28 protein-coding genes are annotated in these 26,279 nt (G+C 61.3%); 7 read left to right on the top strand and 21 right to left on the bottom strand.

Features of this window, described 5'->3' with window-relative positions; all coding sequences use genetic code 11:
• Positions 1-268 precede the first annotated feature (268 nt).
• The 14 genes from atpE to MRX98_RS09130 form a co-directional block, all read right to left on the bottom strand.
• Complete coding sequence (gene atpE / locus MRX98_RS09065; RefSeq protein WP_246905977.1) at positions 269-547, bottom strand: ATP synthase F0 subunit C; 279 nt, start codon at positions 545-547, stop codon at positions 269-271.
• 164 nt (positions 548-711) lie between these two features.
• Positions 712-1,401 (bottom strand): F0F1 ATP synthase subunit A, encoded by a 690-nt coding sequence (gene atpB, locus MRX98_RS09070; protein WP_246905980.1) that lies wholly within the window; start codon positions 1,399-1,401, stop codon positions 712-714.
• A 1-nt stretch (position 1,402) separates the two neighbouring features.
• Positions 1,403-1,789, bottom strand: a complete 387-nt coding sequence (locus MRX98_RS09075; protein ID WP_246905982.1) for an ATP synthase subunit I — start codon at positions 1,787-1,789, stop codon at positions 1,403-1,405.
• A 39-nt stretch (positions 1,790-1,828) separates the two neighbouring features.
• Complete coding sequence (locus MRX98_RS09080) at positions 1,829-2,050, bottom strand: AtpZ/AtpI family protein (protein WP_246905985.1); 222 nt, start codon at positions 2,048-2,050, stop codon at positions 1,829-1,831.
• Positions 2,051-2,225: 175 nt separating this feature from the next.
• Positions 2,226-3,023 (bottom strand): dihydroorotate dehydrogenase electron transfer subunit, encoded by a 798-nt coding sequence (locus MRX98_RS09085; RefSeq protein ID WP_246905988.1) that lies wholly within the window; start codon positions 3,021-3,023, stop codon positions 2,226-2,228.
• Positions 3,024-3,076: 53 nt separating this feature from the next.
• Positions 3,077-3,859, bottom strand: coding sequence for a purine nucleoside phosphorylase YfiH/LACC1 family protein (locus MRX98_RS09090; protein ID WP_246906001.1), 783 nt, complete (start codon positions 3,857-3,859; stop codon positions 3,077-3,079).
• 44 nt (positions 3,860-3,903) lie between these two features.
• Positions 3,904-4,740, bottom strand: coding sequence for a ComF family protein (locus MRX98_RS09095; RefSeq protein ID WP_246906004.1), 837 nt, complete (start codon positions 4,738-4,740; stop codon positions 3,904-3,906).
• Entirely contained in the window at positions 4,733-5,965 is a 1,233-nt protein-coding gene (gene icd / locus MRX98_RS09100; protein ID WP_246906007.1) for an isocitrate dehydrogenase (NADP(+)), read from the bottom strand. Before icd ends, MRX98_RS09095 begins: the two co-directional genes overlap by 8 nt.
• Before the next feature lie 181 nt (positions 5,966-6,146).
• Positions 6,147-6,938, bottom strand: coding sequence for a 23S rRNA (guanosine(2251)-2'-O)-methyltransferase RlmB (gene rlmB, locus MRX98_RS09105; RefSeq protein ID WP_246906010.1), 792 nt, complete (start codon positions 6,936-6,938; stop codon positions 6,147-6,149).
• Positions 6,939-6,955: 17 nt separating this feature from the next.
• The gene (gmk, locus tag MRX98_RS09110) at positions 6,956-7,570 is read right to left on the bottom strand and encodes a guanylate kinase (protein ID WP_246906013.1); all 615 of its coding nucleotides are present in this window, start codon (positions 7,568-7,570) and stop codon (positions 6,956-6,958) included.
• The gene (remA, locus tag MRX98_RS09115; RefSeq protein WP_246906015.1) at positions 7,567-7,833 is read right to left on the bottom strand and encodes an extracellular matrix/biofilm regulator RemA; all 267 of its coding nucleotides are present in this window, start codon (positions 7,831-7,833) and stop codon (positions 7,567-7,569) included. The genes gmk and remA overlap by 4 nt, the downstream gene beginning before the upstream one ends.
• Positions 7,834-7,872: 39 nt before the next feature.
• Positions 7,873-8,754 (bottom strand): YicC/YloC family endoribonuclease, encoded by an 882-nt coding sequence (locus tag MRX98_RS09120; protein WP_246906018.1) that lies wholly within the window; start codon positions 8,752-8,754, stop codon positions 7,873-7,875.
• Between the two features lie 13 nt (positions 8,755-8,767).
• Positions 8,768-9,331: a DUF4416 family protein gene (locus tag MRX98_RS09125; protein WP_246906020.1), complete on the bottom strand. Its 564-nt coding sequence runs from the start codon at positions 9,329-9,331 to the stop codon at positions 8,768-8,770.
• Positions 9,332-9,420: 89 nt separating this feature from the next.
• The gene (locus MRX98_RS09130) at positions 9,421-9,600 is read right to left on the bottom strand and encodes a Trm112 family protein (RefSeq protein ID WP_246906023.1); all 180 of its coding nucleotides are present in this window, start codon (positions 9,598-9,600) and stop codon (positions 9,421-9,423) included.
• Between the two features lie 127 nt (positions 9,601-9,727).
• Between MRX98_RS09130 and MRX98_RS09135 the strand changes: the two genes are divergently transcribed.
• Genes MRX98_RS09135 through MRX98_RS09165 form a run of 7 tightly spaced genes read left to right on the top strand, consistent with a single transcriptional unit; the run spans position 9,728 to position 17,849 of the window.
• Entirely contained in the window at positions 9,728-10,684 is a 957-nt protein-coding gene (locus MRX98_RS09135; protein WP_246906026.1) for a UDP-glucuronic acid decarboxylase family protein, read from the top strand.
• Positions 10,685-10,722: 38 nt separating this feature from the next.
• Positions 10,723-12,489, top strand: coding sequence for an ABC transporter ATP-binding protein (locus MRX98_RS09140; protein WP_343217746.1), 1,767 nt, complete (start codon positions 10,723-10,725; stop codon positions 12,487-12,489).
• The gene (locus MRX98_RS09145) at positions 12,486-14,057 is read left to right on the top strand and encodes a glycosyltransferase family 39 protein (RefSeq protein ID WP_246906029.1); all 1,572 of its coding nucleotides are present in this window, start codon (positions 12,486-12,488) and stop codon (positions 14,055-14,057) included. Before MRX98_RS09140 ends, MRX98_RS09145 begins: the two co-directional genes overlap by 4 nt.
• Complete coding sequence (locus MRX98_RS09150) at positions 14,057-15,010, top strand: glycosyltransferase (protein WP_246906032.1); 954 nt, start codon at positions 14,057-14,059, stop codon at positions 15,008-15,010. The genes MRX98_RS09145 and MRX98_RS09150 overlap by 1 nt, the downstream gene beginning before the upstream one ends.
• Before the next feature lie 27 nt (positions 15,011-15,037).
• Complete coding sequence (locus tag MRX98_RS09155; RefSeq protein ID WP_246906034.1) at positions 15,038-15,982, top strand: lysophospholipid acyltransferase family protein; 945 nt, start codon at positions 15,038-15,040, stop codon at positions 15,980-15,982.
• Entirely contained in the window at positions 15,979-17,175 is a 1,197-nt protein-coding gene (locus tag MRX98_RS09160) for a glycosyltransferase family 4 protein (protein WP_246906037.1), read from the top strand. The genes MRX98_RS09155 and MRX98_RS09160 overlap by 4 nt, the downstream gene beginning before the upstream one ends.
• Positions 17,172-17,849 carry a phosphatase PAP2 family protein gene (locus MRX98_RS09165; RefSeq protein ID WP_246906040.1) on the top strand — a complete coding sequence of 226 codons (678 nt, stop codon included), beginning with the start codon at positions 17,172-17,174 and terminating at the stop codon, positions 17,847-17,849. Before MRX98_RS09160 ends, MRX98_RS09165 begins: the two co-directional genes overlap by 4 nt.
• Here MRX98_RS09165 and MRX98_RS09170 read toward each other — a convergent pair.
• The 7 genes from MRX98_RS09170 to lptF form a co-directional block, all read right to left on the bottom strand.
• Positions 17,815-18,957 (bottom strand): O-antigen ligase family protein, encoded by a 1,143-nt coding sequence (locus tag MRX98_RS09170; protein ID WP_246906043.1) that lies wholly within the window; start codon positions 18,955-18,957, stop codon positions 17,815-17,817. The genes MRX98_RS09165 and MRX98_RS09170 overlap by 35 nt on opposite strands.
• Before the next feature lie 101 nt (positions 18,958-19,058).
• Positions 19,059-19,985, bottom strand: coding sequence for a glycosyltransferase family 2 protein (locus tag MRX98_RS09175; protein WP_246906046.1), 927 nt, complete (start codon positions 19,983-19,985; stop codon positions 19,059-19,061).
• A 131-nt stretch (positions 19,986-20,116) separates the two neighbouring features.
• Positions 20,117-21,106, bottom strand: coding sequence for an ELM1/GtrOC1 family putative glycosyltransferase (locus MRX98_RS09180; RefSeq protein WP_246906062.1), 990 nt, complete (start codon positions 21,104-21,106; stop codon positions 20,117-20,119).
• The gene (gene lpxK, locus MRX98_RS09185) at positions 21,103-22,278 is read right to left on the bottom strand and encodes a tetraacyldisaccharide 4'-kinase (RefSeq protein WP_246906065.1); all 1,176 of its coding nucleotides are present in this window, start codon (positions 22,276-22,278) and stop codon (positions 21,103-21,105) included. Before lpxK ends, MRX98_RS09180 begins: the two co-directional genes overlap by 4 nt.
• The gene (locus MRX98_RS09190; RefSeq protein WP_246906068.1) at positions 22,275-23,588 is read right to left on the bottom strand and encodes a 3-deoxy-D-manno-octulosonic acid transferase; all 1,314 of its coding nucleotides are present in this window, start codon (positions 23,586-23,588) and stop codon (positions 22,275-22,277) included. Before MRX98_RS09190 ends, lpxK begins: the two co-directional genes overlap by 4 nt.
• A gap of 15 nt (positions 23,589-23,603) precedes the next feature.
• A complete protein-coding gene (lptG, locus tag MRX98_RS09195) occupies positions 23,604-24,686 on the bottom strand; it encodes an LPS export ABC transporter permease LptG (RefSeq protein WP_246906071.1) in 1,083 nt (360 codons plus the stop codon).
• A 27-nt stretch (positions 24,687-24,713) separates the two neighbouring features.
• On the bottom strand, positions 24,714-25,877 hold the full coding sequence (gene lptF, locus MRX98_RS09200) for an LPS export ABC transporter permease LptF (RefSeq protein ID WP_246906074.1): 1,164 nt from the start codon (positions 25,875-25,877) through the stop codon (positions 24,714-24,716).
• Positions 25,878-26,279 lie beyond the last annotated feature (402 nt).

A 26,279-nucleotide genomic window follows, 5' to 3' on the forward strand; every position in this document is an offset into this window, starting at 1 on the left:
CGGAATAGCTCGCTATGCCTCCGGTTTTGAATCCTATGATCAAACCCATCCGACCCAAATCCGGGCGCCTAAAATGCGAAGTTATTGTTTCGCGAGCCCTCGGCCGATCCGGGGTTGCAGGCGAACACGCGGGTATCAGGACGGCGGCCCGGGATGGCCGATGCATCCTGTCCCGGTTGCATTGAGAGGGGTCTGCAATGAAAAAAGCGGCTTCCGGATCTTGGATCCCGAAAGCCGCTTTTCTCGTCTTTATTGTTGCTGGTATAAACTAACCAAGCAACCGGGTGATGGGCTCCGCCGCGGGGTTCGCGTAGATCAGAATCAGCCCGATAACCAGGGTGTAAATACAAAGCGACTCGATCATGGCGAGACCGATCAGCATGGCCACGGTCACCTTACCGGAAGATTCGGGATTTCTGGCGATGCCTTCCACGGCGGCCTTCAGACCCATGGCTTGGGCCAGGCCACAACCCACGGCGGCGATGGCGATACCGAAACCGGCAGCGGCGACACTCCAAATAAAAAACTGTAATGCTTCAGGACCCATACGATACTACCTCCTTCTAAGAATGAAATGAAATTGAATTGGTTGGCTTCTTCCCAAGCCGGAACCGCTTCCCTACTCGACGAAAACAAATTCGAACTGCTTACGCGGCCGGCGCGGGCAACCAATGCCGGGCCGGCCGACGATACTTTGCGTGAATGCGCCCATCAATGGGCATCTTCCATGGCGCTGGCGAAATACATGATGGACAGCAGGAAAAACACCAGGGCCTGGACAAATTTGGCGAAGATGAACAGGATCATGATGGGAATGGGCGCCAAGTAGAGACCGGCCAGGGCGAAGAGGATCATCAGGGTCAACTCCTTGCCCAGCATGTTGCCGAAAAGACGGAAGGAGAGCGAGAGCACCCGGGCGAAATGGCCGACCAGCTCGATGGGCAGAATCAGGGGAATCATCCACCAAACGGGGCCGATGAAGTGTTTGTAATAGTGCATGCCATGGAACTTGAATCCGATGATGTGGGTCAGAAAGAAGGTGCACAGGGCCAGCGCGACGGTGGTGTTCAAGCTGGCGGTGGGTGCGAAGAAACCCGGTATCAAGCTGACCATGTTGCCGATAAAGATGAAGGTCAACAGGGTGAAGGCATAGGGGAAATAGGGACGCCCCTCCGGACCCGTGACCGTCAACATGAAGGTCTCCACCTCGTCGACGAGCCACTCGATCACGTTTTGCAGTTTCGAGGGAATCAGGTGGACGCTGCGTCCCGCCAGAACACCCACGATGATCATGAAGATCATGACGACCCACATGTAGACGATGTGTGGATAGTGGTGAGCGAAATCCCCCAATCCGACAAGCCCCAACAGTTCGACAAAGAATAGGTACGGGTGTTCCACCTTATGTTGCCTCCTTGAAAATGAGTTTGGTGATTTCGAGCAACGTGGCCAACATCATGCTGATCATCACGATGGACAAACCGATGATCAATCCCAGGGGATCGACGATGTGGTTGTAGATGAGCAGAAATATCAAAATGGCGCTGACGGTGAAGCGCACATAGTATTTGGCGATGATCGAGCTGATGGAGGCGGTGTGGGGCGGCGCGAAAGCCTTGCGCAGGGTGCGCGCCATGAGATGGAAATTGAGGGTCACGATGAAACCGCCGAACACGAGTCCCTTTAGAAAGGGGGGTGCCGTGAGCAGGTAACCGACAATGCAGGTCAGCGCGAACAGCACCCAATTGGTGCGCTTGATGAAGGTGATGAGGCGTTGTTGAATATCCACCGTTGACCCTGTCTTTTGGCGCCGATCACTGTTGCCGGTTCAGATGTCGCGACTCTTGCGAATGGCGTGGCCGATGTTGCGAAATCCGGCCAATATGCCCACCACAATGAACACCAGTGTAAAAACGGGACGGGTGTCGAACTTTCCGTCCAAGTACAGCCCCAATGCCAACCCGAGAAAAATCGCCACGGCGATGGAGACCCCCAGACTGCTGAAGTACGCCATTTGGCGGATGGGGCGCTGTTGCTTGTCGTCCTGCATGCAATGGAGCCGTTTCGGCTGTACTGATTGTCAAGTGATTCTGGTCGTTCTGTAAATCTGGGTTCAGCTATCACAGATGACCCGCGAAGTCAAATGTTTGATGGCCAAAAACAGGGGACGCCGCGGCTTGTCTTTCATGGCGATGCAAAAAGGAATGCTGGGATGGCGCGGGCCCTTACCACGCGATGCGCCGCACATCGAACACCGGCCCGTCGATGCAAACGTGACGATAGCCGGCCGCGGGATCGGCGTCGGGCACGGCGCATCCCAGGCAGGCGCCAATACCGCAGGCCATCATGGTTTCCATGGAAAGCTGGCACGGAATGTCGTGACGGATGGCGATACCGGCGACACATTGGAGCATGCCGTGGGGGCCGCAGCCGTAGAGCCGATCCGGCGGCTGATCCTGCACGGCCGCCTCCAGCGGATCGGTGATGAGGCATTGCCGTCCCTCGCTGCCGTCGTCGGTGGTGAGGGTCACCGCGATGCCCATATCCGCGAAGGCGTCGCGACACAACAGCTCTTCCCGGTTGCGCCCTCCCAAAAAGAGGTGCATGTCCACCGGCGGCACCCCTTGCCGGCACAGGTGAACTGCCAGGAAATAGATGGGCGCCACCCCCATGCCGCCGGCTGCCAGGTAGATCCGGCGGGGGTTGTCGGCCGTGGCGAATCCGCGCCCCAGGGGGCCCAGCAGGTCCACTGTATCGCCGGGCTGCAGGCGGGACATCCAGCGGGTGCCCTGCCCCAGAGCTTTGTAGAGCAGCTCGATGCCGGGTGGGTGGTTCGGGGAGGCGATGGGGGCGAAAATGGAGAAGGGGCGTCGCAACAGGGGCGTTAGGCCGCCGCCGATACGCACCATCACGAACTGGCCGGGCTGGGCGGATGCGTAGCCCTCGGGGCAGCTCAATCCCATCCGGTAACACGCCGGGCCCACTTGGTGTTGCCACACGACGGTGGCCGTCTGCTGGATCATGGTGCTGTCATGCCTTTCTCGCGCGGCGCAGCGGCGGCCGCGGGGTTTGCAGTTCAATCCGCCAGGCGTATCACTGCCGCAAAACGTCCGGTAGCGGCCCCTTCGCCGCGGTGGGAAAAGAACAGGCCGGGGTTGCAGCGGGTGCACAAGCCGCTGACGCTCACCTGTTCGGACGGCACCCCCGCGTCGGCCAGTTGATCCACCGTGATGCGCCAGAAGTCGAAGTGGTCGCCGGGCAGCCGGTAGGGCCAATAGGCTGCGGGGATCTCGCGCCGATAGTGGATGAATTCGGCGCAACAAGGTCCCAGCGAGGGTCCCACCCCGGCAATCAAGTGTTCGGGGTCACAGCCGAAGCGCTGCACCATGGTCTGGACGGTGCGTCCCACGATGTTGCGGATGCTGCCCCGCCAGCCGGAATGCACATTGGCCACCACCCGTCGCGCGGGGTCGGCCAGCAGCACGCTCTGGCAATCGGCGGTCTGGATCAGCAGGGCGGCGCCGGTCACGGCGGTGATCAAGGCATCGCCGCCCAAGGCGGTCCAGTGCTCCGGCGCAGGTGGTGCGGCGTGCGCCGCGGGGTCCCATACCGCCACCTCGGTGCCGTGCACCTGGCGGGCGAAAACGGCGGTATGCCCGCCGGCCGCCGCCAACATGCGCCGCCGATTGGCGGTGATAACGCCCCACGGGTCGCCGTTGTTCATCCCTATGTTCAACGGCAGGCGACGCCCGTCACCGTCATGGGCCCAGCGGGTACAGATGCCGTGCCACACTCCCGGCACCGCGGCCAGAGCGGGGAACTGTAAGAATCTCACCCCTCGGTGTGCGACCCAGCGCATGGTCCATCTCCATCCTTCAATCTCAATCCATCCCGTTGCCGTTCTTACACCGCCCGCGCCACCGTCAGCAAGCGCACTTCCGCGGCACCCCGATCCAACAGCACCCCGGCGCAAGCATCTGCGGTGGCGCCGGTGGTGAGCACATCGTCCACTACGAGGATGCGGCGACCGGCAATGGCGGCCGCCGGATGCACGCCGAAGGCCTGCTGCAGATTGGCGGCGCGTTCCTTGCGGGTCAACCCCGTTTGAGGCCGGGTGGGCCGTCGTCGCACCAGCCATCGGGGGGCCACCCAATCGTCGGCCGCCGCCACACCTTCCGACCGCGCCAACCGGGGCCAGCCCTGGATCAAGGCAAGGGACTGATTGAAGCCGCGCTGCCGCAGCCGTCTTGGGTGCAAGGGCACGGGCAACACATGGTCGATGACGGCCGGATCCCATTCACGGCGCAGCACCTCCCACAACAGCCGCCCCAGCAAACTGCCCAGGTGTTCCCGGCCGCCATATTTGTGCTGGTGAATCAGTGTCCGCAGCGGCCCTTCGTAACGCCCGGCGGCCCTGGCGGCGGCGAAGCGGGGCGGTTGCGCACGGCAAACGCCGCAAAGATGATCCAGTCCGTGGGGTGAGGCAAAGGGCTCACCGCAACAGGGGCACCGAGGGGATCCGACCGCCGCGAAGCGTTGTGCACATCCGGAGCACAAGTGTTGACGCAGCAAGAATCGAAACCAGTGCGCCAGGGGCGCCCGGGCCTCCGGCGCCATTGGCTCGGCAGGCATCCGAAACAGGCGGCCGCAATCGCAACAGACCGGCGGCAGGATGGCCGCCGACAACGACCGCACGAGCCGCACCAACGGGTTGCCGTCCATCCATCGGCCGCTAGCCAAGGCGCTCCACGATGGCCTCGGCAAAGGCCGAACACTTCACTTCCTTGGCGCCCGGCATCTGGCGCGCCAGATCGTAGGTGACCAGCCCGTCCTTGATGGTCGCCTGCAAAGCTTTGCGCAAGGCGGTGGCGGCTTCGTGCCATCCCATGTGTTCCAGCATCATGGCGCCCGATAAGATCAAGGAGCCGGGATTGACCTTGTCCTGGCCGGCATATTTGGGCGCGGTGCCGTGGGTGGCTTCGAAAACCGCGCACCCATCGCCGATGTTGGCGCCGGGGGCCATGCCGAGACCGCCCACCTGGGCCGCCAGGGCATCGGAGATGTAATCCCCGTTGAGGTTGGGGGTGGCGATCACGTCGAACTCATCGGGCCGCAGCAGCACCTGCTGAAACAACATGTCGGCGATACGGTCCTTGATGATCACCTTGCCTTCGGGGCGTCGGCCGTCGTAGCGGTCCCACAATTCGGCCTCGGTGATGGTGCGATCAGCGAACCGTTCCGCGGCCACCGCGTACCCCCAGCGCGCGAAGGCCCCTTCGGTGTACTTCATGATGTTGCCCTTGTGCATCAAAGTGACCGAGGCGCGGTCGTGCTCGATGGCATAGGCGATGGCCATGGCCACCAGCCGTTTGGTGTTGACGGCGCTGATGGGCTTGATGCCGATGCCGGTTTCGGGTCCCAGGGCGGTGCCCATGCGGGTGTTGAGAAAATCGATCACCTGGTCCGCTTCGGCACTGCCGGCCTGCCACTCGATGCCCGCGTACAGGTCCTCGGTGTTTTCACGGAAAACCACCATGTCGATCTTTTCGGGTGTTTTGAGCGGGCTGGGGACCGGGTCGATGTAAGCCACCGGCCGCACGCAGGCGTAAAGGTCCAGCTTCTGCCGAATGGCCACGTTCAAGCTGCGAATGCCGCTGCCCACGGGAGTGGTCATGGGGCCTTTGATAGCCACCACGTGGGTGCGAATGGTTTCCAGGGCTTCGTCGGACAGCCATTGTCCGGTTTCGTGAAACCCCTTCTCGCCCACCAACAATTCGCGCCACTCGATGCGGCGCTCAGCGCCGTAGGCCGCCTGTACCGACTGATCGATGACCAGCCGGGTGGCCGGCCAGATATCTTGTCCGATGCCGTCTCCTTCAATGAAGGGAATGATGGGTACATCGGGCACCTGCAGGGTGCCCTGGTCTGATACGGTGATTTTGCTCGGTTGCTTCGCTGCTTGCATTGTATCGCTCCTCTCCTATTACGCGGCCTCCTTTTGGAAGAACGCCTTTTCCTCGCGAATAAAAAAGCACAACTGCTTGTGTGCACCTTGCACACCGAATCGCGCCCGCTGCGGCACCCGTAAGCCGCCATGTCAATCCCGGTCAATGGCATCGCGGAAAGCCGCTGCAGCGGCCATCGGCTTATTTGAGGGCGTTGCGCTGCCGAAAGGCTTCGTAAATCACCACGGCGGCGGCCGCCGAGGCGTTCAACGATCCGATCGGCCCGGTTTGGGGAATGGACAATAGAAAGTCGCACTCCCGTTTGACCAGGGGGCGCAACCCTTTCTCCTCGCCGCCGATCACCAGGGCCAGGGGACCGCGCAGGTCCGCATCGAACAGGCGCCGCTCACCGTCGCGGTCGGCACCGGCAATCCAGAACCCCCGGGCTTTCATGGCCTGCATGGCCGCCACCAGGTTGGTCACGTAGGCCACCGGCATGTGTTCCAAGGCGCCGGCCGAGGCCTTGCTGGCGGCCGCCGAGGGGGGCGCCGACCGATCCTTGGGCGCCACGATGCCCTGCACGCCGGCGCAATGGGCGGTGCGTACGATGGCGCCGAAGTTCTGAGGGTCCACCAGTTGGTCCAGCAGCAGCACCCAGCGGCTGTCGGCCGGCCTGTCCAGCGCGAGGATGGCTTCAAGGGAGCAGACCGGATAATCGCCCACCGCCGCGGCCACATCCTGGTGACGGTCGTGGCCCACCAGTGATCGCATCTTCTCAGGTGTCACCCAGTGCACCGCGATGCCTTGCGCCTGGCACACGGCGGCAATGGCCTCTCGCCGAGCGGCCCCCTGCCCTTCGGCCAGATAGACGGCTTGAATCCGGCGCCGCCGGGCCCGCAGTGCCTCGTTGACGGGATGGTACCCCCACAGCAGGGGCCGGGTCCGATGCCGGTCGCCCTTGGCATCATGGTCATTGCGCTTCTTTTTGTCCATACCCTTCGCCTGGCGTGTCATCGGGAGGCTTCTCCGGCGTTTTGTATCAGGGCCGCCAACGCCTGTTCGGCCCGGGCCAAATCGTCATTGACCACCACGTGGCGGTATTGCCGGGCCTGGGCCATCTCTTCGCGCGCGTTGGCCAGGCGGGTGGCGATGGCCGCCTCATCGTCCGTGCCCCGCTGCCGCAGACGTTGCGCCAGCACCGCAAGGGAGGGCGGCTGGATGAAGATGGTGATGGCGTCGGGAAACTTTTGCAAAATCTGGCGTGTCCCCTGCACGTCGATGTCCATCAGAATGTCCCGTCCGGCGGCCAGGGTGTCGGCGATCCAGCGGGCCGAGGTGCCGTAAAGGTTGCCGTGCACCCGCGCCCATTCGGCCCATTGCCCTTCGGCGATGCCCTTCTCGAAGGCTTCGCGGCTGATGAAGTAATAGTCCTGGCCGTGCTGTTCGCCCGGTCGCGCTTTGCGGGTTGTGTAGGAGACGGAGTAGGCCAGTTGGGGATAGCGCCGCCGCACGGCACTGCACAGGGTGCTCTTGCCCGCGCCCGAAGGGGCCGAAACGATGAACAGACGGCCCGGGCGTTGCGCCGCGGCGCCCTGCCCCGCGGCGGTGTCGGCGGCGGTGGTCATTTGCCCTCCTTGCTTGCGTCCATCAGGGTTTCGTACCGCTGGGCGATGGTTTCGGGCTGAATGGCGGAAAGGACGATGTGGTTGCTGTCCATGACGATCAGGGCGCGGGTGCGGCGGCCTTGGGTGGCGTCGATGAGGTGCTTGTCCTCCCGGGCCTCGTCCTTGAGCCGTTTCATGGGAGCGGAGTTGGGCGACACGATGGCCACCACCCGTTCGGCCACCACTGTGTTGCCGAAACCGATATTGAGCAGTGTTTTCTCCATGGGGGCATCCTTCATTAATTAGGCGGCTTATTCAGCGAGCTATTCGATGTTTTGGACCTGCTCACGCAGTTTTTCGATTTCCGCTTTGACCGCCACGATGATATGGGCCAGGGCCGCCTGCCCCACTTTGGCGCCCATGGTGTTGAACTCCCGGTTGAATTCCTGCAACAGGAAGTTGAGCTTGCGGCCGGAGGGCTGGTCATCCTGCACTGTGTCGCGGAACTGCACCACGTGGCTGCGGGCGCGCACGATCTCTTCGGAAATATCGCTGCGGTCGGCCAGCAGGGCCGCCTCCTGGGCAATGCGCATGGGGTCCAGCTCGACCACGCCCCGGGTCATGGCTTCGATACGGCTTTGCAATTTTTCGCGATAGGACGCCAACAAACCGCCGGTGGCCTGTTCGATGGCGTCCAGCTGTTCTTCGATCCAGGCCAGCCGTTGCAGGAAATCGCGGCCCAGGTGTTCCCCTTCCTGAAGCCGCATGCGGTCCAGGGTCTCCAGGGCCTGGTCCAGGCCGCGGGCCATGAGGGGCCAGTGGCTGTCCGCCAGTTGGGGATTGTCCACCGGCTGGATCAAGCCGGGCAGGTTCAAAAGATGCTCCAGGGTCGGCTCGCCGGTCAGTCCCAAGGCGTGCTTCAACTCCCGCGCGGCATTGAAATAGGCTTTGGCCCTGGCCAGGTCGGCCTCATAGGCGGCGGCGCCTTCGGACATGTCGCGCACCTTGATACGCACCTCCACCCGGCCACGGGCCACCCGGGCCGCGATGGCGGCCTTGATCTTCTCTTCCAGACCGGCATAGCCGTTGGACAGGCGCAACACCGTGTCCAGATTGCGGCTGTTGTAGGTGCGTATCTCCACGGCCACGGTCACATCGTTTTCGGTCAACTCCGCGCCGGCATAGGCGGTCATGCTTTTGAGCATGGGAAAGGTCTCCTTACGAGGCGTTGCCGGACAACCGCAACCCCGCGCTTTTCAGGGCCGCCATCTCGGCGGCGTAATGGTGCCGGACCACGGACAAAAAAGCACGCATCTCATCGGCGGCATAGTCCGGGTAGGTCCACGGCAGCGGCTGGAAATCCCCCTTGCGGTAAACCAAGGTCAGATCGGCATAGATCCCGCTGTCCAGATAGATGCGGTGCGCGAAGTTCTTGCCGGTGGCCAAGACGAACCGCTCGTGGAGCAGATAGCCCGGATCCAGATTGACCCGCCGCCGCCCGTTGCGGGTAAAACGCTGCTCCAGGGCATTGGTTTGGCGTTTGATGCCGGCCAGCGCCGCCTGGTCGACGAAACCCTGAAACACCAGCATGCGCCGATAGAGCGGGGCCCCCATTTCGGCGCTGTAGTAGTCGGTATAGGGGAAGTCCAACCATAAGCCGGCCAGCTCCAGGGCACCGAAACGTTCCTGAAGCGCCTGGGACACTTCCGGCAGCAACCGTTTATCGTTGAGCAACATGCCGATCACCAGCTTGGCAGGCTGGGGCGGTTTGGGACAACTCATAATATCAAACCATGCCGCGCATCGCGGCCGTTGGGTGTTCCTCTGTCGGCGGAACTGCGTTTAAGCGCCGATATCTGCCCATCGGCTTATCACCCCTCGTCCGCCAGCGGCTTGGCCTCTTCGACCAGCATAATGGGAATATCGTCCTCGATGGCATACACCAGTCGGCACGCTTCGCAAATCAGTCCGTCCCGGTTGGGGTTGAGGTGAATATTGCCCTTGCACTGGGGGCACACCAGCAGATCCAGCAATTCCTGATCAATGGCCATGACCGTCTCCTTGGATAGGTTTTTGCCACCGTTCATTCCCATAATCCGTGAAAAAGTGCAATGGACTTCAAAACCGGATTGGGCTAAAAGGACGGTCAAACAGGACAACGGACAAGGAGGTTCGGCAATGCACCTGTACAAACGCATCATGGTCACCGGCGGTTGCGGCTTTCTGGGATCCCACTTGTGCGACCGCCTGGTGGCCGCCGGCCACGACGTGTTGTGCGTGGACAATTGCTTCACCGGCACCAAGCGCAACGTGCGCCACTTGCTGGACCATGCCAACTTCGAATTCGTGCGCCACGACATCACCTTTCCCCTCTACCTGGAGGTGGACGAAATTTACAACATGGCCTGTCCGGCCTCGCCCATCCACTATCAGTTCGACCCGGTGCAAACCACCAAGACCAGCGTCCACGGTGCCATCAACATGTTGGGACTGGCCAAAAGGGTCAAGGCCAAGATCCTGCAAGCCTCCACCAGCGAGGTGTACGGCGATCCGGAAATCCATCCCCAAACCGAAGGCTACTGGGGGCGCGTCAACCCCATCGGCCCCCGCTCCTGCTACGACGAAGGCAAGCGCTGTGCCGAGACCCTCTTCTTCGATTACCATCGACAGAACCGATTGCGGATCAAAGTGGCCCGGATTTTCAACACCTACGGCCCGCGCATGCACCCCAACGACGGGCGGGTGATTTCCAACTTCATCGTCCAAGCCCTCAAGGGAGAGCCGATCACCATTTACGGCGACGGCAGCCAGACCCGCTCCTTTTGTTACGTGGACGATCTGGTGGAGGGCCTGCTGCGCCTGATGGACACCCCGGACACCGTCACCGGCCCCATCAACCTGGGCAACCCGGTGGAGTTCACCATCCTGGAGCTGGCCCAACGGGTGATCGACATGACCGGCGCCAAATCCCGACTGATTCACCAACCCCTGCCCGCGGACGATCCGCGCCAACGCAAACCGGACATCGGACTGGCCCGTGAAACCCTCCAGTGGGAACCCGGCGTGCCCTTGGAACAAGGCCTCCAACAAACCATCGCCTATTTCGAGAAGCTGCTGTCGGAAACACCCCGTTGATACCAATGACGGAAAAGAACAAGGAGTCAAAAGAGCGTTTGATACGGATTCCCGAATTCAGATTGAAACCGCGCCACCGGCGCATCCTGACGATGATCAAGGAAAACAAGGGACGGCTCATCGCCGCCGGTGTGTGCAGCCTGATGATCGCCGCCGCCACGACGGCCATGGGGTATCTGATCAAGCCGGTGATCGACGACATCTTCGTCAACAAGGACACCACCGGCTTGATGCTGTTTCCCCTGCTGGTCATCGCGGTGTTCCTGGTCAAGGGCCTCGGGCGCTACGGCCAGGAATATTTCATGAACTACGTGGGCGAGGATATCATCCGCCGCCTGCGCAACCAGCTCTACGACCGCATCCAGGATCTCTCCCTGGCCTTTTTCCAAAAGGCCCAGACCGGTGTGTTGATGTCCCGCATCACCAACGACGTCAACATCCTCAAGGCCATGGTCTCCACGGCGGTCACCTCCACCCTGCGGGACGCCTCCTCCATTCTGGGTTTGACGGCGGTGATCTTCTATTTGAATTGGCGCATGGCCATTTTGGCCTTCATCGTGCTGCCGGTGGCCTTTTTCCCGGTGTTCGCGCTGGGCCGTCGGGTGCGCCGGGTAAGCACCGGCTGCCAGGAGGCCATGGGCGAATTGAGCGCCTTTTTGCATGAAACCTTGTCCGGCAACAAAATCGTCAAAGCCTTCGGCATGGAGAGCCACGAAAAGGCGCGGTTCTTCGCCAAGACCCGGCAATTGTTCCAACTGGAGATCAAGGGGGTGATCGTGCGGGCCCTGTCGTCGCCCATCATGGAATTTTTCGGCGGCTTGGGCATCGCTTTCGTGATCTGGTACGGCGGCTGGGAGGTGATCCACGAACGCACCACCCCCGGCACTTTCATCAGCTTTCTGACCTGCGTGATGCTGCTCTACGATCCGGTCAAAAAGTTGAGCCAGTTGAACAATGCGGTGCAACAGGGACTGGCCGCCGCGGACCGGGTCTATGACGTGATCGAAACCCCCACCGAAATCCGGGAGCCGACCCATCCGGTCCCCATGGGCCACGCGCCCCACACGGTGGCCTTCGAGCAGGTCTGTTTCAGCTATGACCAGGAGCCGGTGCTCCAGGACATCGACTTGACGGTGCATCACGGTCAAGTGCTGGCCCTGGTGGGCATGAGCGGTGGCGGCAAGACCACCCTGGTCAACCTGCTGCCCCGTTTTTTCGATGTCACGGCGGGCCGGGTGACCATCGACGGCGTGGACATCCGCGACTACCGCCTGGCCGACTTGCGCGGCCGCATCGCCGTGGTCACCCAGGAGCCGATCCTGTTCAACGAGAGCGTGCGCTACAACATCGCCTACGGCAACCCCGGCGCCTCGGACGAAGCCATCGTCGCGGCCGCCGTGGCGGCTTACGCCCACGACTTCATCCAGCGCTTTCCCAACGGCTACGACACCCCCATCGGCGAGTTGGGCGGCCGTTTGTCGGGAGGGGAAAAACAGCGCATCTGCATCGCCCGGGCGCTGCTCAAGGATGCCCCCATCCTGGTGCTGGACGAGGCCACGTCATCCCTGGACACCGAGGCCGAAGCCGTGGTGCAGAAAGCGCTGGACAACCTGATGGCCGGCCGCACCACTTTCGTCATCGCTCATCGGCTCTCGACGGTGGCCAAGGCGGACCGGATCGTGGTGCTGGTGGGCGGTCGCATCGTGGAACAGGGCACCCACGAAACCCTATTGGCCCGGAAGGGGGAATACGCCAAATTGTACCAGATGCAATATGTCGCCAACGAGCCGGAGGCCCAGCCATGAGGACCATCGATGACCGTCCGGAACGGCTTTTCCTGTTGTTCGTCCTGGTGCACACTTTCTGCTGGACGGTGGTGCCCGCACTGGTCAACCCCAACCTGCCCTACGACGTGATCGAGGGCCTGGCCTGGGGACACGAATGGCAATGGGGCTACTACAAGCACCCGCCCATCAAGCCGTGGTTCCTGGAAGCCATGGCGGTGGTCTCGGGGCGGGCCGACTGGGCCATGTACCTGTTGAGCCAGCTGTGCGTGGTGGGGGCCTTCTGGGCGGTCTGGCGCCTGGCCAGGGAGTTTTTCAGCCCGGCCATGGCCCTGGTGGCCGTGCTGCTGCTTGAAGGCGTCTATTACCACAACTTCACCAGCCCCGAATTCAATGTCAACGTGGCCCAGCTGCCCTTCTGGGCGTTGACCATCCTGTTCACCTGGTGGGGGCTGACGCGACGCACGACGCTGCCCTGGGTGCTGGCCGGGGCGTGCATCGGCCTGGGGTTCCTGTCCAAGTATGTCTTCCTGTTTTTGGTGATGGCCATCGTGGTGATGCTGTTTGCCGTGCGCGAATTTCGGCCGGTGCTCAAGTCGCCGGGCCCCTGGATCGGCGCCCTGGTCTCCCTGGCGGTAGCCGCCCCCCACCTGTACTGGTTCGTGGCCAACGATTTCCCCACCATCGCCTACGCCGTGGAGATGGCCGACCCGGGCAAGCCGAGCCTGTTCAACCACATCTTCTACCCGCTGCGTTTGCTGGTGGGCCAGTCGCTGATCCTGATCCCGGTGCTGCTCATGCTCCTGACCCTGCGGCGCAAGGAGGGTGAACTGCCGGAGCCGGTGCAAACCAGCACCGCCGCCGGGCCTTTTCTGCTGTTCACCGCGCTGGGGCCGCCGCTGCTGATGGCCCTGATGTCGGCGCTGTTCGGCTGGAAGATCCGCTCCATGTGGGCCACCCCTCTGTTTCTGACCGCCAGTGTCACCTTGATCTACTTTTTACGGGAGCGGCTCACCACCGTGCGCCTGCGCGGCTTCACCATCGCCTTGGGCCTGTTGTTCAGCCTCTCCCTGCTCGCCTATGCCGGTCACGCCTTCATCGGTCCCGCTTTTACCGAACGGCCCAAGCGGGTGCACTTCCCCGGACTGGCCCTGGCGGATGAGGTGACCCGGCGCTGGCACGACCATTTCGAGAAACCGCCGGAAATCATCATCGGCTCGTACTGGGTGGCCGGCAACGTGGCCTATTACGCACCGCACCGGGCGACGGTCTTCATCGACGCCGATCCCGGCAAAGCCCCATGGGTCACGCCGGAGCAGATGCGCCGCCACGGTGCGGTCATCATCGGTTTCAGCCGCCGCGAGGCGCTCCAGATGGTGCCCTTCGATCCGGAGCGGGTGATCGATACCGGCCCCGTCACGCTGGCGCCCGAGTATTGGAAAGATCTGAAACCATTTGAATTTTGGATGCTCATTCTGCCGCCCTCAGATAAAGCCGGCGCAGATTTAGGGCGCATTGCAGTGGATGGCGCAACCGACAGGGCCGCAATGGCCGAGGATGCCGTGACCAGCGCATTGCAGAGGTGGTGATGGATCGCGTGTGTATTTTGATGCCGTTGTTCAACGATTGGGCCTCGGCGCAGATTTTAATTCCCCGCATTGATAAGGCGGTGACGGCCTGGCAGAGCCGGATCACCCTGGTGATGGTGGACGATGGTTCAAAGGATCCCATGCCCGAAGCGGACCAGCTGATCGGCGACAGCACGCATATCGCCGAAGTGCGGGTCATCCATCTGACCCGCAACCGGGGGCACCAGCGCGCCATCGCCGTGGGCCTGGCCTACGCCCACGGCCGGGGCGACTTTTCGGCGGTCTATGTGATGGACAGCGACGGGGAGGATCCCCCGGAAGAGCTGGAGGACCTGCGGCGCGCCGGTTTGCAGCACCCGGAGGCCATCGTCACCGCGGACCGCGCCAGCCGCTCCGAAGGGCCCCTGTTTCGGCTCGGCTATCGCTGCTACCGGCTGCTGTTTCGGCTGCTGACCGGCGTCGCCATCCGCTTCGGCAATTTCTGCCGCATCCCGGCCGTGCAGCTGGAACGCCTGGTGCACTATGCCGATCTGTGGAACAGCCTGTCGGGCTGCATTAAAAAGTCGCACCTGCCCACCACGGGCATTCCTTCCCATCGGGCGGTGCGCTACATCGGGCCGTCCAAAATGAATTTGATGGCCCTGGTGCTCCACGGTCTGAATGCCGTGGCGGTGTTTCATGAAACGGCCCTGGTGCGGATGTTGCTGATCATCGCCCTGGCGGCGGGGGTTGCCGCCGCGGGCTGGCTGGCGAGTCTTTTCGGGTCGGCCGCGGCCGGCGTCGCCGCCTGGGGGCTGTTGCTGGCCATGGTCCTGCTGACCGGCATGGTCCTGCTGGCCGTTACTTTGGCCCAATTGCAGGGGCGCAGCCGTTTCAAGGAAGGCCCCGCCGCCTTTTGGCAAAGCCAGGTGCGGCAAATCGCGGCGTTGCGCGAACCGCGATCCGAATCATGATCAAGGAAGAAAAGAGGTTTTTTACCCATGCCGACCCGCAATCTCTCCTACCGCCTGATTAAAGGCGTCATCACCCTGCTGGCGCGAGTGCCCCGACCGCTGATGGCCCGCTTGGCAGTGCCGGTGGGCCGGCTCTGGTATTCGCTGGATCGCCGCCACCGCACCATTGCCGCCGACAACATGGCCCGCGCCATGGGCGACACTTTCTCCGAACGACAACGGGAGCGGCTGCTACGCGCCAACTTCATCCAGCTGGCCACCACGGCGCTGGAGATGCCCTCCCTGCTGCATTTGAGCCGCGATAATCTGGATCAATATGCACTTTTCGAGGGTGTCGAACACGTTATCCGTGCAAGGGACCAAGGCAAGGGGGTGCTGCTGCTCACTGGCCATTTCGGTAACTGGGAACTGTTCAACCTGGTGACCGCCCTGAAATTCGGTCCGGGATACGCCCTGGCGCGGCCGCTGGACTACGCCCCCATGGACCGCGTACTCAACGAAATCCGCACCCGCACCGGCAACACCATGGTGGACAAGCAGGACAGCGCCAACCGGGTGCGCCAATTGTTGCGCGACAAGCAGATGGTGGGAATTCTGCTGGACCAGAACGCCTCCTGGTATGAAGGAGTCTACGTGCGCTTTTTCGGACAGCCGGCATGCACCAACAAGGGGATGGCCATGTTTGCCCTGCGATACGGCACTCCGGTAGTGCCGGCCTACAACATCCGCGGCCGGGACGGCCGCTACAATATCATTTTCGAGCCGCCGTTGCCCATGATCAAGACCGGCGACACCCGCCGTGATATCCTGGACAACACGCTCCAGTACAACCGGGCCATCGAAAACTTCATCCGGAAGGCCCCCGACCACTGGTTCTGGGTCCACCGGCGCTGGCGCATTATCGGCGTGCCGGAAAAGGCTAGGGACAAGATAGTCGTCGACGATGGAATTGAATTGGACCTGAGCCAATGACCGAACGAGCCGGCACGCAGAAGACGAAACAACGCCTGACTGTCTTACAGATGCTACCTGAACTCAAGGAGGGTGGCGTAGAGTGCGAAACCGTTGAAATGGCGGCACATCTGGTCCAAAGGGGTCACAACTCCATAGTCGCCACTCAGGGCGGACGCATGGTAGCCACCTTAGAGGCCGAGGGGAGCACCCATATTCTTTACCGTCATTTGGGTGAAAAGAGTCCACGATGTTTAGGACATATCCCAGCACTGCGCAGGCTGTTGCTCGAAAGGCGGGTGAACGTGCTTCACCTGCGTTCGCGCGTGCCTGCCTGGGTGGGCTATCTCACCTGGCTCAGCCTTCCCAAACCCTTGCGTCCCTGCATAGTGACAACCTTCCACGGCTTCTATTCGGTTAACGCCTTCAGCGCAATAATGACCAAGGGACAAAAAACGATTGCCGTATCCGAAACTATAAAAGATCACATCCTCGAGAACTACCAAATTCCTGAAAGACGCGTCGAGGTGATCTACAGCGGATTTGATGACCATCTGTTCAATCCGGATTTGGTAAGTACAGAGCGAATCGAGGCCATCCTGTCCGGATGGCAGTTGCCCCTCCCGGACGTTCCGATCATTTTTTTTCCGGGGCGCATCACGCGTCTTAAAGGACATATTCTTTTTATCCGGAGCCTGGCGATGATCAAAGACCATGGTTGGATAGCGGTATGTGCTGGCGATGTGAATGAAAATCCGAACCTTGCCGCCGAACTCAAGGAGATGATAACAACTTTTGGCCTTGGCGATCGCATTCTCTTTCCGGGCTACTGCACGGACATGCCGGCCGCCCTGATGACAGCGCACCTTGTGGTGGTGCCCTCCATCAAACCGGAATCGTTCGGCCGCACGGCAGTGGAAGCACAGGCCATGGGCAAGCCGGTGATTGCCTCAGCGCATGGCGGCAGCCTGGAAACGGTAGTGGACCGAAGAACCGGACTGCTGGTGAAACCCAACGATGCGAACGAAATGGCGAAAGCTTTAAAATTGCTGCTTTCAGATCCGAAGCTTGCCGTCCGGTTGGGCCAAGCCGGCCAACTGCGTGTGCGAGAGAAATTTGTTGCCAGGCAGATGTTCGATAAAACGCTTCGGCTTTACACCGATCTGAAAGCAGAAACACATCCATATTTACTCAGGGAAACGAGGCACTCATGAAGCGAATAGCTGGAATCCCACCGCTCTGTTTTGCCGTCTTTATCGCTCTGGCGCTGGTGTTCATCCTCCTGCCCCAAATCGATCTTTGGATGTCGGGCCTTTTCTGGGATCCGGAGCACCGTTTTTTCCGATACCATACGCCTGCCGTGCTCTTGGTCTATCACAGCGTCGAAGTGCTCAGCATCGCCCTTGTGATAGGGTTGCTCATCCTGATCGCCATTATTATGAAAAAAGGTCGCGCCGTCTGGGGAGTGACCCGAAAAGAGTGCTTCTATCTACTGGTGGTACTGGCCCTTGGTCCCGGATTGGTTGTGAATGTGATCAGCAAAAATATCTCTGGCCGAGCACGACCCAACTATGTCGAGCCGTTCGGTGGCGAACAGCAATTTACGCCCGCCTTTGTATTGTCCGATCAATGCAGCAGGAATTGCTCGTTTGTGAGCGGTCATGCCTCAATTGGCTTCTATTTCGTAGCATTGGCACTGGTTTTGCGGCAGCACCGCAAAAAGACCTTTGTCGCTGCGATTGCGTATGGTACACTTGTAGGATTTGGTCGAATTGCTCAAGGCGGTCACTATCTGAGTGATGTGGTTTTTGCATTCTTTTTTGTCTACTTCACCGCCCGTGCAACCTATTACATCATGTTCGAACGGTCCGCCGAACGCTCCCCGTAAACACCGTTAAATAGACAAACAAAGCATGGTACCAATTGGCATAAATACTCCAACCGGTCAGACCAATGACCAGAAAGATCGGCGGCCAAAGTACCAGACCATACCTGAAAGTTTCCTCGGATTGACAATAAACGACCTTCGCGATCCGGAAGGACAGCCAGCAGAACAGCACCAGGCCGACAATACCGGTGCAGGAGAGTACCATTAGCGGCAAGTTGTGGGCATGCATCATCTCAGCCGCGAGCCACTTTTTACCGTCCGGGGCTATAAAGGGCGCCACTTTACCTGAAGCCGCCATCTCCCTGGTGGCATCTTGAAATGAAGAGATCCCCACCCCGAAAATGGGATTTTCCTGGAACACGGCCCAGGCAATTTTATAAAAACCAAACCTGTCGTACACGCTATCCAGCGGTTGATTGAGCACATACATGGTCCCAACCCCGCCGACCAAAAGTACTATGGGAATTATGACGAGCAGGGATTTAACCGCCAAGCGCCGATATAAAAGGTAGATTACCCAAAAACTGAGACCGGTCCCGGTTGCCAGGATGGCGGTTCGCACGCGCATATCGACCACAACTACCAATGCAGCCACTCCCAAGGCCAGCAGTACACATTTAATTTTTCCAGAAACAGGTGCAAGGGAGAAGGCCCAGGCGATAAACATGGGGCCAAGGTATGCAAAAAGCCCTGCGATTCGGGAAGCCTCCTTTAATTTGCTGGTATAGCGGGCCAGGGGCTTTCCCATGAGATCCCATCCGAAGGCGTTCGCCGATAGGATATTGGCTATCGCCAGCAGTATGCCGCCGGCCATGCCTATGAGAAAATATCGCACCACAGGCAACCGCCGGGATACATCCAGCATGGCTGCCAAAAAGAGCAGATGGCGAAAAAAAACAATGTCGTGGGCAGCCCCTTTACTTCCCGGCCCATTGACCGCCAGACTGATCAGGATGGATGCAAACATCAACAGCCAAGGAACAACAATTGGGTGCTTGAACAGGATCGGCAAGGGATTTTCCCGCACAAGGAACAACCGAACGATCCAGCTGAGCCCCACGATCGACAGGATCGACTCATAACCGGCATTGCCGATCACAATACCCATGGGCAGAAATCCCCCGGCGACTGCGCAAAGACGATCCAGGCGATCCGCCCATGCTGGGTGTCGGGTTGCTTCCGTCCTGCTTTCTCCAAAAATTTTTCTCATCATGAATCCAAACGCCGGATACCGCTGACCCGGGAAAAAAACAGGTTCGCCCGTTCCAGGGCTTGAGGTGTCGCTGTTTTTCGAATCTTGGAAATCAGATAGTCCGTGAAATAAGTTGTGAAATAGGGGTGTCGATACACTATCCGCGCCGACTTCCATGTCACTGAGACCATCTTCATCATCAGCCGATTCTTGATCGATTTCGGCATCGGCCTGATTTCATCTACGGCATGACGGTAGGCCAAAAAGCCGTCATGGTGCAATTGTACTTCGTTGGCAGAGGCTTTACCCTCTCCTTGAGCAATCCAATAAAGCACTATCCCCGAGTAATCTATCAACATATTTGCTTTTGCGCATAACCGGATGGGCAGGGATTCGTCCTGGATAAAAATACGTTCATCGCACCCGCCCGACGCCGCATAAAGGGATTTGGTAGTCATCAGGCCCATCCGCACAAAGCCCCCCTTTAGAATGTACTCAAGGGGCCGGTCCGACACCGTGTACGGCGGGTCGTCCTGGATGGTTGCACCTAAGAGGTGCTCTCCTCTTCCGTGGCACTTTTTGCATTGTCCGTATATAATATCGGCCCGTTCTTTTTTAAGCAGGGCCAGCATCTTTTCAGCGGCATTGGTAGGAATGATATCGTCTGCATCGAGCAAGTAGAGATAGTCGCCCCGGGCGTGGCGCGCCCCCTGATTCAATCGTACCGACGGCCCCATATTATCCGTATTGCGGATTATCGTCACATTGGCCATCCCCTGAGTCTGTTTTTCGATGACGGTAATGGAGTCATCCGTGGAGCAATCGTCTACAAACAAATACTCCCGGGTGAAATCACCCCTCTGATCTCGAAGTGAGGCGATCGTGTCCGCCAAATAGGCCTGCTTGTTATATACGGTCAATACAAAGCTCAGATCAACTGGCATTATCGATTCCCTGTCGTTCCTGTCACCACCGCCCAAATCCGCGCGGCCTTCTTGTGTTTGCTGGCGCAGGGCACCGCCGATTGCCCAAAAATCACAATCCTGTTTCCGGTGTCGCCTCAAGTGTTCAGATTTTAATCCCTACTGATTCTTGAAATCACAGTATCAGGGTCAAGCCGATTCGGCCACCAATGACGCAGGATCTCCTCCGCGCAACGGTGGGCCTCATCCAGTTGCGGTCCGGTACCCGGGCGCCGGCCCCGGCGCCACATATCGAAGGTCACCACCCCCTGGTGCCGGATCAGGTATTCGATGCCGGTCTGGAACTTGTTTTGCGGCCGTTTCCAGCGCACCGGCAGCACCCCCACGCGGCAGCCGGCGGTGAGGGCTTCATAGACCATGGAGACGCTGTCGGCGGTGACCCAGACGGTCCGGTGGGCATCGTAGGCCGCTTCGATCCACCCCGGCGGCGTCTCACGGGCGTCAAAAAAGGCGGTGCGCTCATCGCCGGCGGCAAAGGCGGCCAATTGGGTCACCATCTCAGCCGGGGTGCGGGGCGATGAAGAGATGGTCCAGCGCAGACCGGTTTCCCCTCCCACCAGGGCCGCCACCTGTTCCATGAGGGCCGCCGAATCCCAGACATGGCTTTTGGGATCCACCCCGCCGATGAGCAACAACCCCCGGCCGGGATCGTGGGCGCGCCGGTTGCAGCCGGTGCCCGGCGGGCCGATGGTCCGCAACACATTGGCGGCGGGCCGCACCTTGTCGTGCATGGGCACCAAGCAAAGATCGATCCAGGGACGGCGCAACGGATCGGGCGCCATACAGGTGATGACCCGACCGCCGTGGCGCCGTTTGTAAGCCAACATGGGCAAATGGGTGCGCGCTCCGGTGCCGATGATCAGGTCCGTGCCATGGCGCTGTTGCGCCGCGGGTCGCAGCAGTCGCAGCAGGGCGGCGCCGTCGGCGGCCAAGGCGCGCAGGCCGTCAGCGGGCGGCTGCGACAGGCGCAGCTCCTTGACCGACACGGGCGTCAAGCGTTCCAGGACCTGGATGATGCCCCGGGTTTGTTTCTCGTGTCCCAAGCGGCCGTCCAAAAAAGCCGCGATGGATAGCGGGTTCATTGAGATCCGCCTTTCTGCGTGCGATCCGCGCGGGCGGCAAGGCGTTGTTGCAGGAAATTGTCGAAGGCGCCGCCGCCGTCCGGGAAGGCCATCCGCACCCCGACCACCACCAGGTCCAGAGGCCATTCGTGCCGCCGGACGAGCCGCGCGTAATCCTTTTCGGTGGTGACCAGCAGCTCCGCCCCCTTTGCCGCCGCCCGGTCAAAGATCAGCGCCAGTTCCGCTTCGGTGTAAGGGTGGTGGTCGGGATAGTCGAGATGCCCCACGACCTTGCAGCCGGCGGATTGCACTCCTTGGCGAAAGTCATCGTTGCGAGCGATACCGGAGAAGGCGAAGGCCCGTCGGCCACGGATCAGCCCCAAGCCATCCGAACCGAGGCCCACCGGGGCCGGGGGCAGCACGCCCCTTCGGCCGCCGACCACCCGGCAGATGAAAGGAGCGTGGCGGGTGGCGAACAGGGGTTTGTCCGCGGGCACGCCCACCGGCCGCTTGACCGACCCGCCCGCCATATCGTCCCGGCAGCGCGTCAACACCAGGGCATGGGCCCGCGCCAGGGCGGAGGGCGGTTCGCGCAGCATGCCCCGGGGCAGCAACCACCCGTTGCCGAAGGGGCGGTCCTGGTCCAGCAGCACCAGATCGATGTCCCGCACCAAGCGCAGATGCTGGAAAGCGTCGTCACAGACGATCACATCGGGCCGGAAACGCTCTATGGCCAGCCGGCCGGCGGCCAGGCGATCCCCGCCCACCAGCACCGGCACCCCCGGCAACCGCAACGCCATCATGACCGGTTCGTCTCCCGCCGCGGCGGCATCGCACAACACTTGCCGACCGTCGCCGACCACGGCGGCGCTGCCGGACAGCGTCCCTTTGTAACCGCGGCTGATGACCGCGACACCATATCCCCAACCGCGCACCCGTTGCGCCACGTGGATGGTCATGGGGCTCTTGCCGGTGCCGCCGGCGGTCAGGTTGCCGACGGCGATGACCGTGCAGGGCAATCGGCCCCGGCTCAGCCGATTGCCTGCGTAAAGCCGGGCGCGGATCGCCATGATGCGGCCGTAACCCAATGCCAAAGGGGTCAGCAATGCCCGCGTTGCGGGCCAGCGACCGTTGTCGCGCCCTTCGATGATGGCCCGCAGCCGTGTTTCGACCGATCGGCGCATGCGCGTCATGACTTCCGTTCCTCCCCTGGCGGTAGTGCCTGTTGGACCATCGCAAGGGTGCGTTGCACCGCTCCTTTATTGCTCTGAAACACCTGCAAGGCGCGATGCCCCATCTCTTTGCGAACCGATGGCTGGGCGATCAAACGATGGCAAGCGGTATACCATTGTTCTCCGTCGGCCACCCGCCATGCACCGCCGGCTGCCATCAACTGCGCGGCGATGGCCGCAAAATCGCTCATGTCCGGTCCGAATAGAATCGGCGTGCCGCAAGCAGCCGGTTCCAGTGGATTGTGCCCGCCTTCGGCCACCAGGCTGCCCCCTACGAAGGCGATGTCGGCCAGGGCGTAAAGCGGCTGCAACAGCCCTAGGGCAGCGACCACCAGGACCGTTGCCGCGCCGGCGGACAAGGTTTGATCGATGCGCGTCACGGTCATTGTGGCCAAACCGCGGCCCCTGGCTTGGCGGACGACGACTTCGGCCCGGTTGGGATCGCGCGGTGCGACAATCAGCAGCGGTGCATGCCCGGCGGCCCGCAAACGTTCCAGCAAGGCGAACCCTGTGGTCTCCTCGCCCTCGTGGGTGCTGCCCAGCAGGATCACCACCTGTGCTGGATCGATGCCCCAGTGAAGACGCAACGCCCTGCCCGTCGCTTCCGGATCCAAGGGAGCGGTACGGTCGAACTTGATGTTGCCGGTCACCTCTATTTGCTCGACGCCCCCCAGCAGGTCGGCGAACCGCCGGGCGTCGCGTTGTGATTGGGCCCCGATGTGGCTGAAACCGGACAGCACGCGGCGGGCAAAACGGCCCAGCAGGCGGTAGCCCCGATATGTTTGCCGGGAAAGCCGGGCGTTGACCAACAGCACCGGCACATGGCGGCGCCGCAAGGCAGAGATGAAATTGGGCCAGATGTCGGTCTCCACCAACAGCACCAGCGCCGGATCGACCCGCCGCACGATGCGCAGCACCGCGAACAGCACGTCGTAGGGACTGTAGAACAGACCGTCCACTTTGTCTGCAAACAGCTTGCGGGCGGTCTGCATGCCCGTGAGCGTGGCGGTTGAGAAGACCAGGGGGTGCCCCGGCAAGGCGCGCCGCAAACCGTCCACCAGGGGTTCGGCCGAAGCCACCTCGCCCACCGACAAGGCGTGGATCCAAATAGGCCGGCGACCCTTGGGTTGCGGTGCGTCGCTGCGCAGGGTCAGCCGGTGCGCCGCCGTGGCCCGCCGTTTGGGCCGGATCAGGGAGAAGAGGAAAACGGGCAGGCCGATCCAGCCGACGGTGACCCACAGCAGATTGTATCCCAAAGGCATGTGCGCCATTTCCGCCCTTCCAATCTATTCCGCGTTGAGGAGCATAAAACCCACCACGCAGGCGGAGATGAAATTGACCCCCCAGGCGGCGATCAGGGGCGGCAGCATGGCCGCATAGCCCAGGGAGATGCAGAAGCTGAAGACAATCCAATAGACAAATATGATGCCGAGCCCGTAAGTCACACTAATGGCCAGCCCGTCCCGAATGTTGCCCCTTGCGGCCAGGGCCGCGCCCATCAGGGTCATGATCAGACAGACGAAGGGAAAGGCGATTTTGGCGTGCATATCCACCTCGTAATGGGTGGCATCATACCCTTCGGCCGTCACCCGCTGCACATAGCGGCGCAGTTGGGCGAAGCTCATCTCTTCGGTGCGTGGCGCACTCCGGGCCAGGTCATCGGGAGTGAAATCGAAGACCACCCACCGTTCGTCGAAGGGTTCGGCGGCGATGGGCGTGCCTTGCGGGCCGGCCACCTGCTCCATGCCGTTTTGCAACCGCCAGCGCCCTTGTTGCGCATCGAAGCGCCCGACGCGGGCATCAATGCGCCGAGCCAACCGGAAGGAGCGATCAAACCAATGGACCGTGATCCCGCGGGCCACCTGCCTGTCGGGTTGGTAATATTTGAGGTGCACAATGGATTGCTCGCCCTTGAGCCAGATGTCCTGCTGCCGGGTGGTGGTGATCTGTTCACCGCGCACCTCCTGCCACCAGATGCGGTTGGCTTGCGACAGGGTCAAGGGCGCCACCCCCTCGGCCATGAGCAAGACCAGCGCCGTGGCGGCCAAGCCGCAACGGGCGATGGGGCCCACCAGACGCAGCAGGCTAACGCCGCCGCTGCGCAGGGCCACCAGTTCGTTGTGCTTGGACATGATGCCGAAGGTGATCAGCACCGCCAGCAGGGTCGCCACCGGCGTGATCTGATAAATCACCAGGGGCAGCTTGTAGACGAAGTACAGCAGGGTCCGCTGCATCGAGAGGCCGGCATCCATGAACTCGTCCACCTTTTCGATGAAATCCACGGCCAGATAGATCCCGATGACGGCGATAAGGATCACGGCGAAGCTTTTACCGATTTCGCGGGTCAGATAGTTGGCAATGATTCTCATTTAACGCTCAACCCCATCCTGTCATCATCATTGCCTGCGCCGAAAAAGCCGCTTCAACCAGGCAGGCGCCGGTGGCAGCGCCAGCGGGGTTTCGTTGACCGCCCGCACCAGCAGAATCCATCCGATGCCGGCACTGACGATATTAGGCACCCACATACCGATGGCCGGTGGATAGACCCCCTCTTCACCCAAAGCCCAGCCCAGGGAAAGCAAGATGTAATACAGCAGAAAGAAGGCCAGGCCCAAACCGATGCCGTAAGCCCGCTTGGAAGAGCGCGCCCGAACGCCCAAGGCCATGCCCAAAAGGGCCAGGGCCGGACAGGCCGCCGGGAGGGAGAATTTCTTGTGCCACTCCAGCAGCGCCTTGTAGTAGCGCCCGTCCTTCTGCTCGGCCCCGGTGATGATATGACGTAGCTCGGCCATGGTCATCTCCTCCACATGCTGCGGTCGTCGGGACACACCGTCCATGCTGCGATCCATGTCCAGGCGGATGTCGTAAGTTTCGAAACGCACTTCATTGACCCGCCCCTCTTCCAGCCCCACCTGGTGAATGGTGCCATCAAACAGCCGCAAATTGGCCACCATGTTCTCCGAATCGACGGATAGCCGGCCGCGGGGCGCCACCACCGTGCTGCTCATATCGGCCGAGCGGCGGTCTTCGATAAAGATGTCGCGCAAGGTGCGGCCGGCCGTGTCCACCTCGTGGATGTAGAGCACCACGTCTTTATAGGTGTCGATGAAACGGCGGGGCGTCAGCCCGATATCCACATGGGCCACGGCCACATCGTAAAGTAACTGCTTGGCGGCCTTGCGCCCCATGGGCAGACCGTGAACGGCCATACCGGCGTTGATCACGGCGCCGATCAACCCGAACACCAACACCGGCGGCAAGAGCCGGTAGATGTTCACACCACCGGCCTTCAGGGCCACGATTTCCATGTCGCCGGACATGCGCAGAAAGGTGAGCAGCACCGCGATCATCACCGCCATGGGCAGAATGAATTGTAAAAAAAAGGGCAGGGAATAAAGCAGCATCAGGCCCAAGGATGTGAGGCCGATGCGGTAGTTGACCACGTAGTTGGTCATCTGGGGCAGCTGGGTCATGATGAACACGAAGGAAAAAAACGCGATGCTGACACCGAAAGGCGCCAACATTTCCTTGAATATGTAGCGTTGAACGATCTTGTTCATCCCATCCGCCCGCGCATCTCGCGCCAGTGATCAGCGGTTTACGAAAGGGCCATCCTATGGGCCTTGCCGGTCAAAGTCAACTTGGAACCCGCCGCGTCGCACCCAAACCGTATACGCCCGAAAACGACACCTTGCGATCCATATCTGCGTTCCGGGTCATTTGCACGCCTCGAGGTCGCCGCAAGGGCACGGCATGCCGTGCCCCTACGGGGGTGCGCCGAGCTGTCCGGGTACGGCGTGTCGTGACCCGACGGGGTGATCGGTGCTACCCGGGTACCGTGCGTCGTGACCCGGCGGGGTGATCGGTGCTGCCCGGGCACGGCATGCCGTGCCCCCAAGGGTTGGTGGCAGGACCCATCTGCTCGATCGCCCCCAACCCCCTATAATCGATAGCATTCCTCA

Origin of the sequence: Desulfatitalea alkaliphila (assembly GCF_022968795.1) — a bacterium.
GTDB lineage: Bacteria > Desulfobacterota > Desulfobacteria > Desulfobacterales > Desulfosarcinaceae > Desulfatitalea > Desulfatitalea alkaliphila.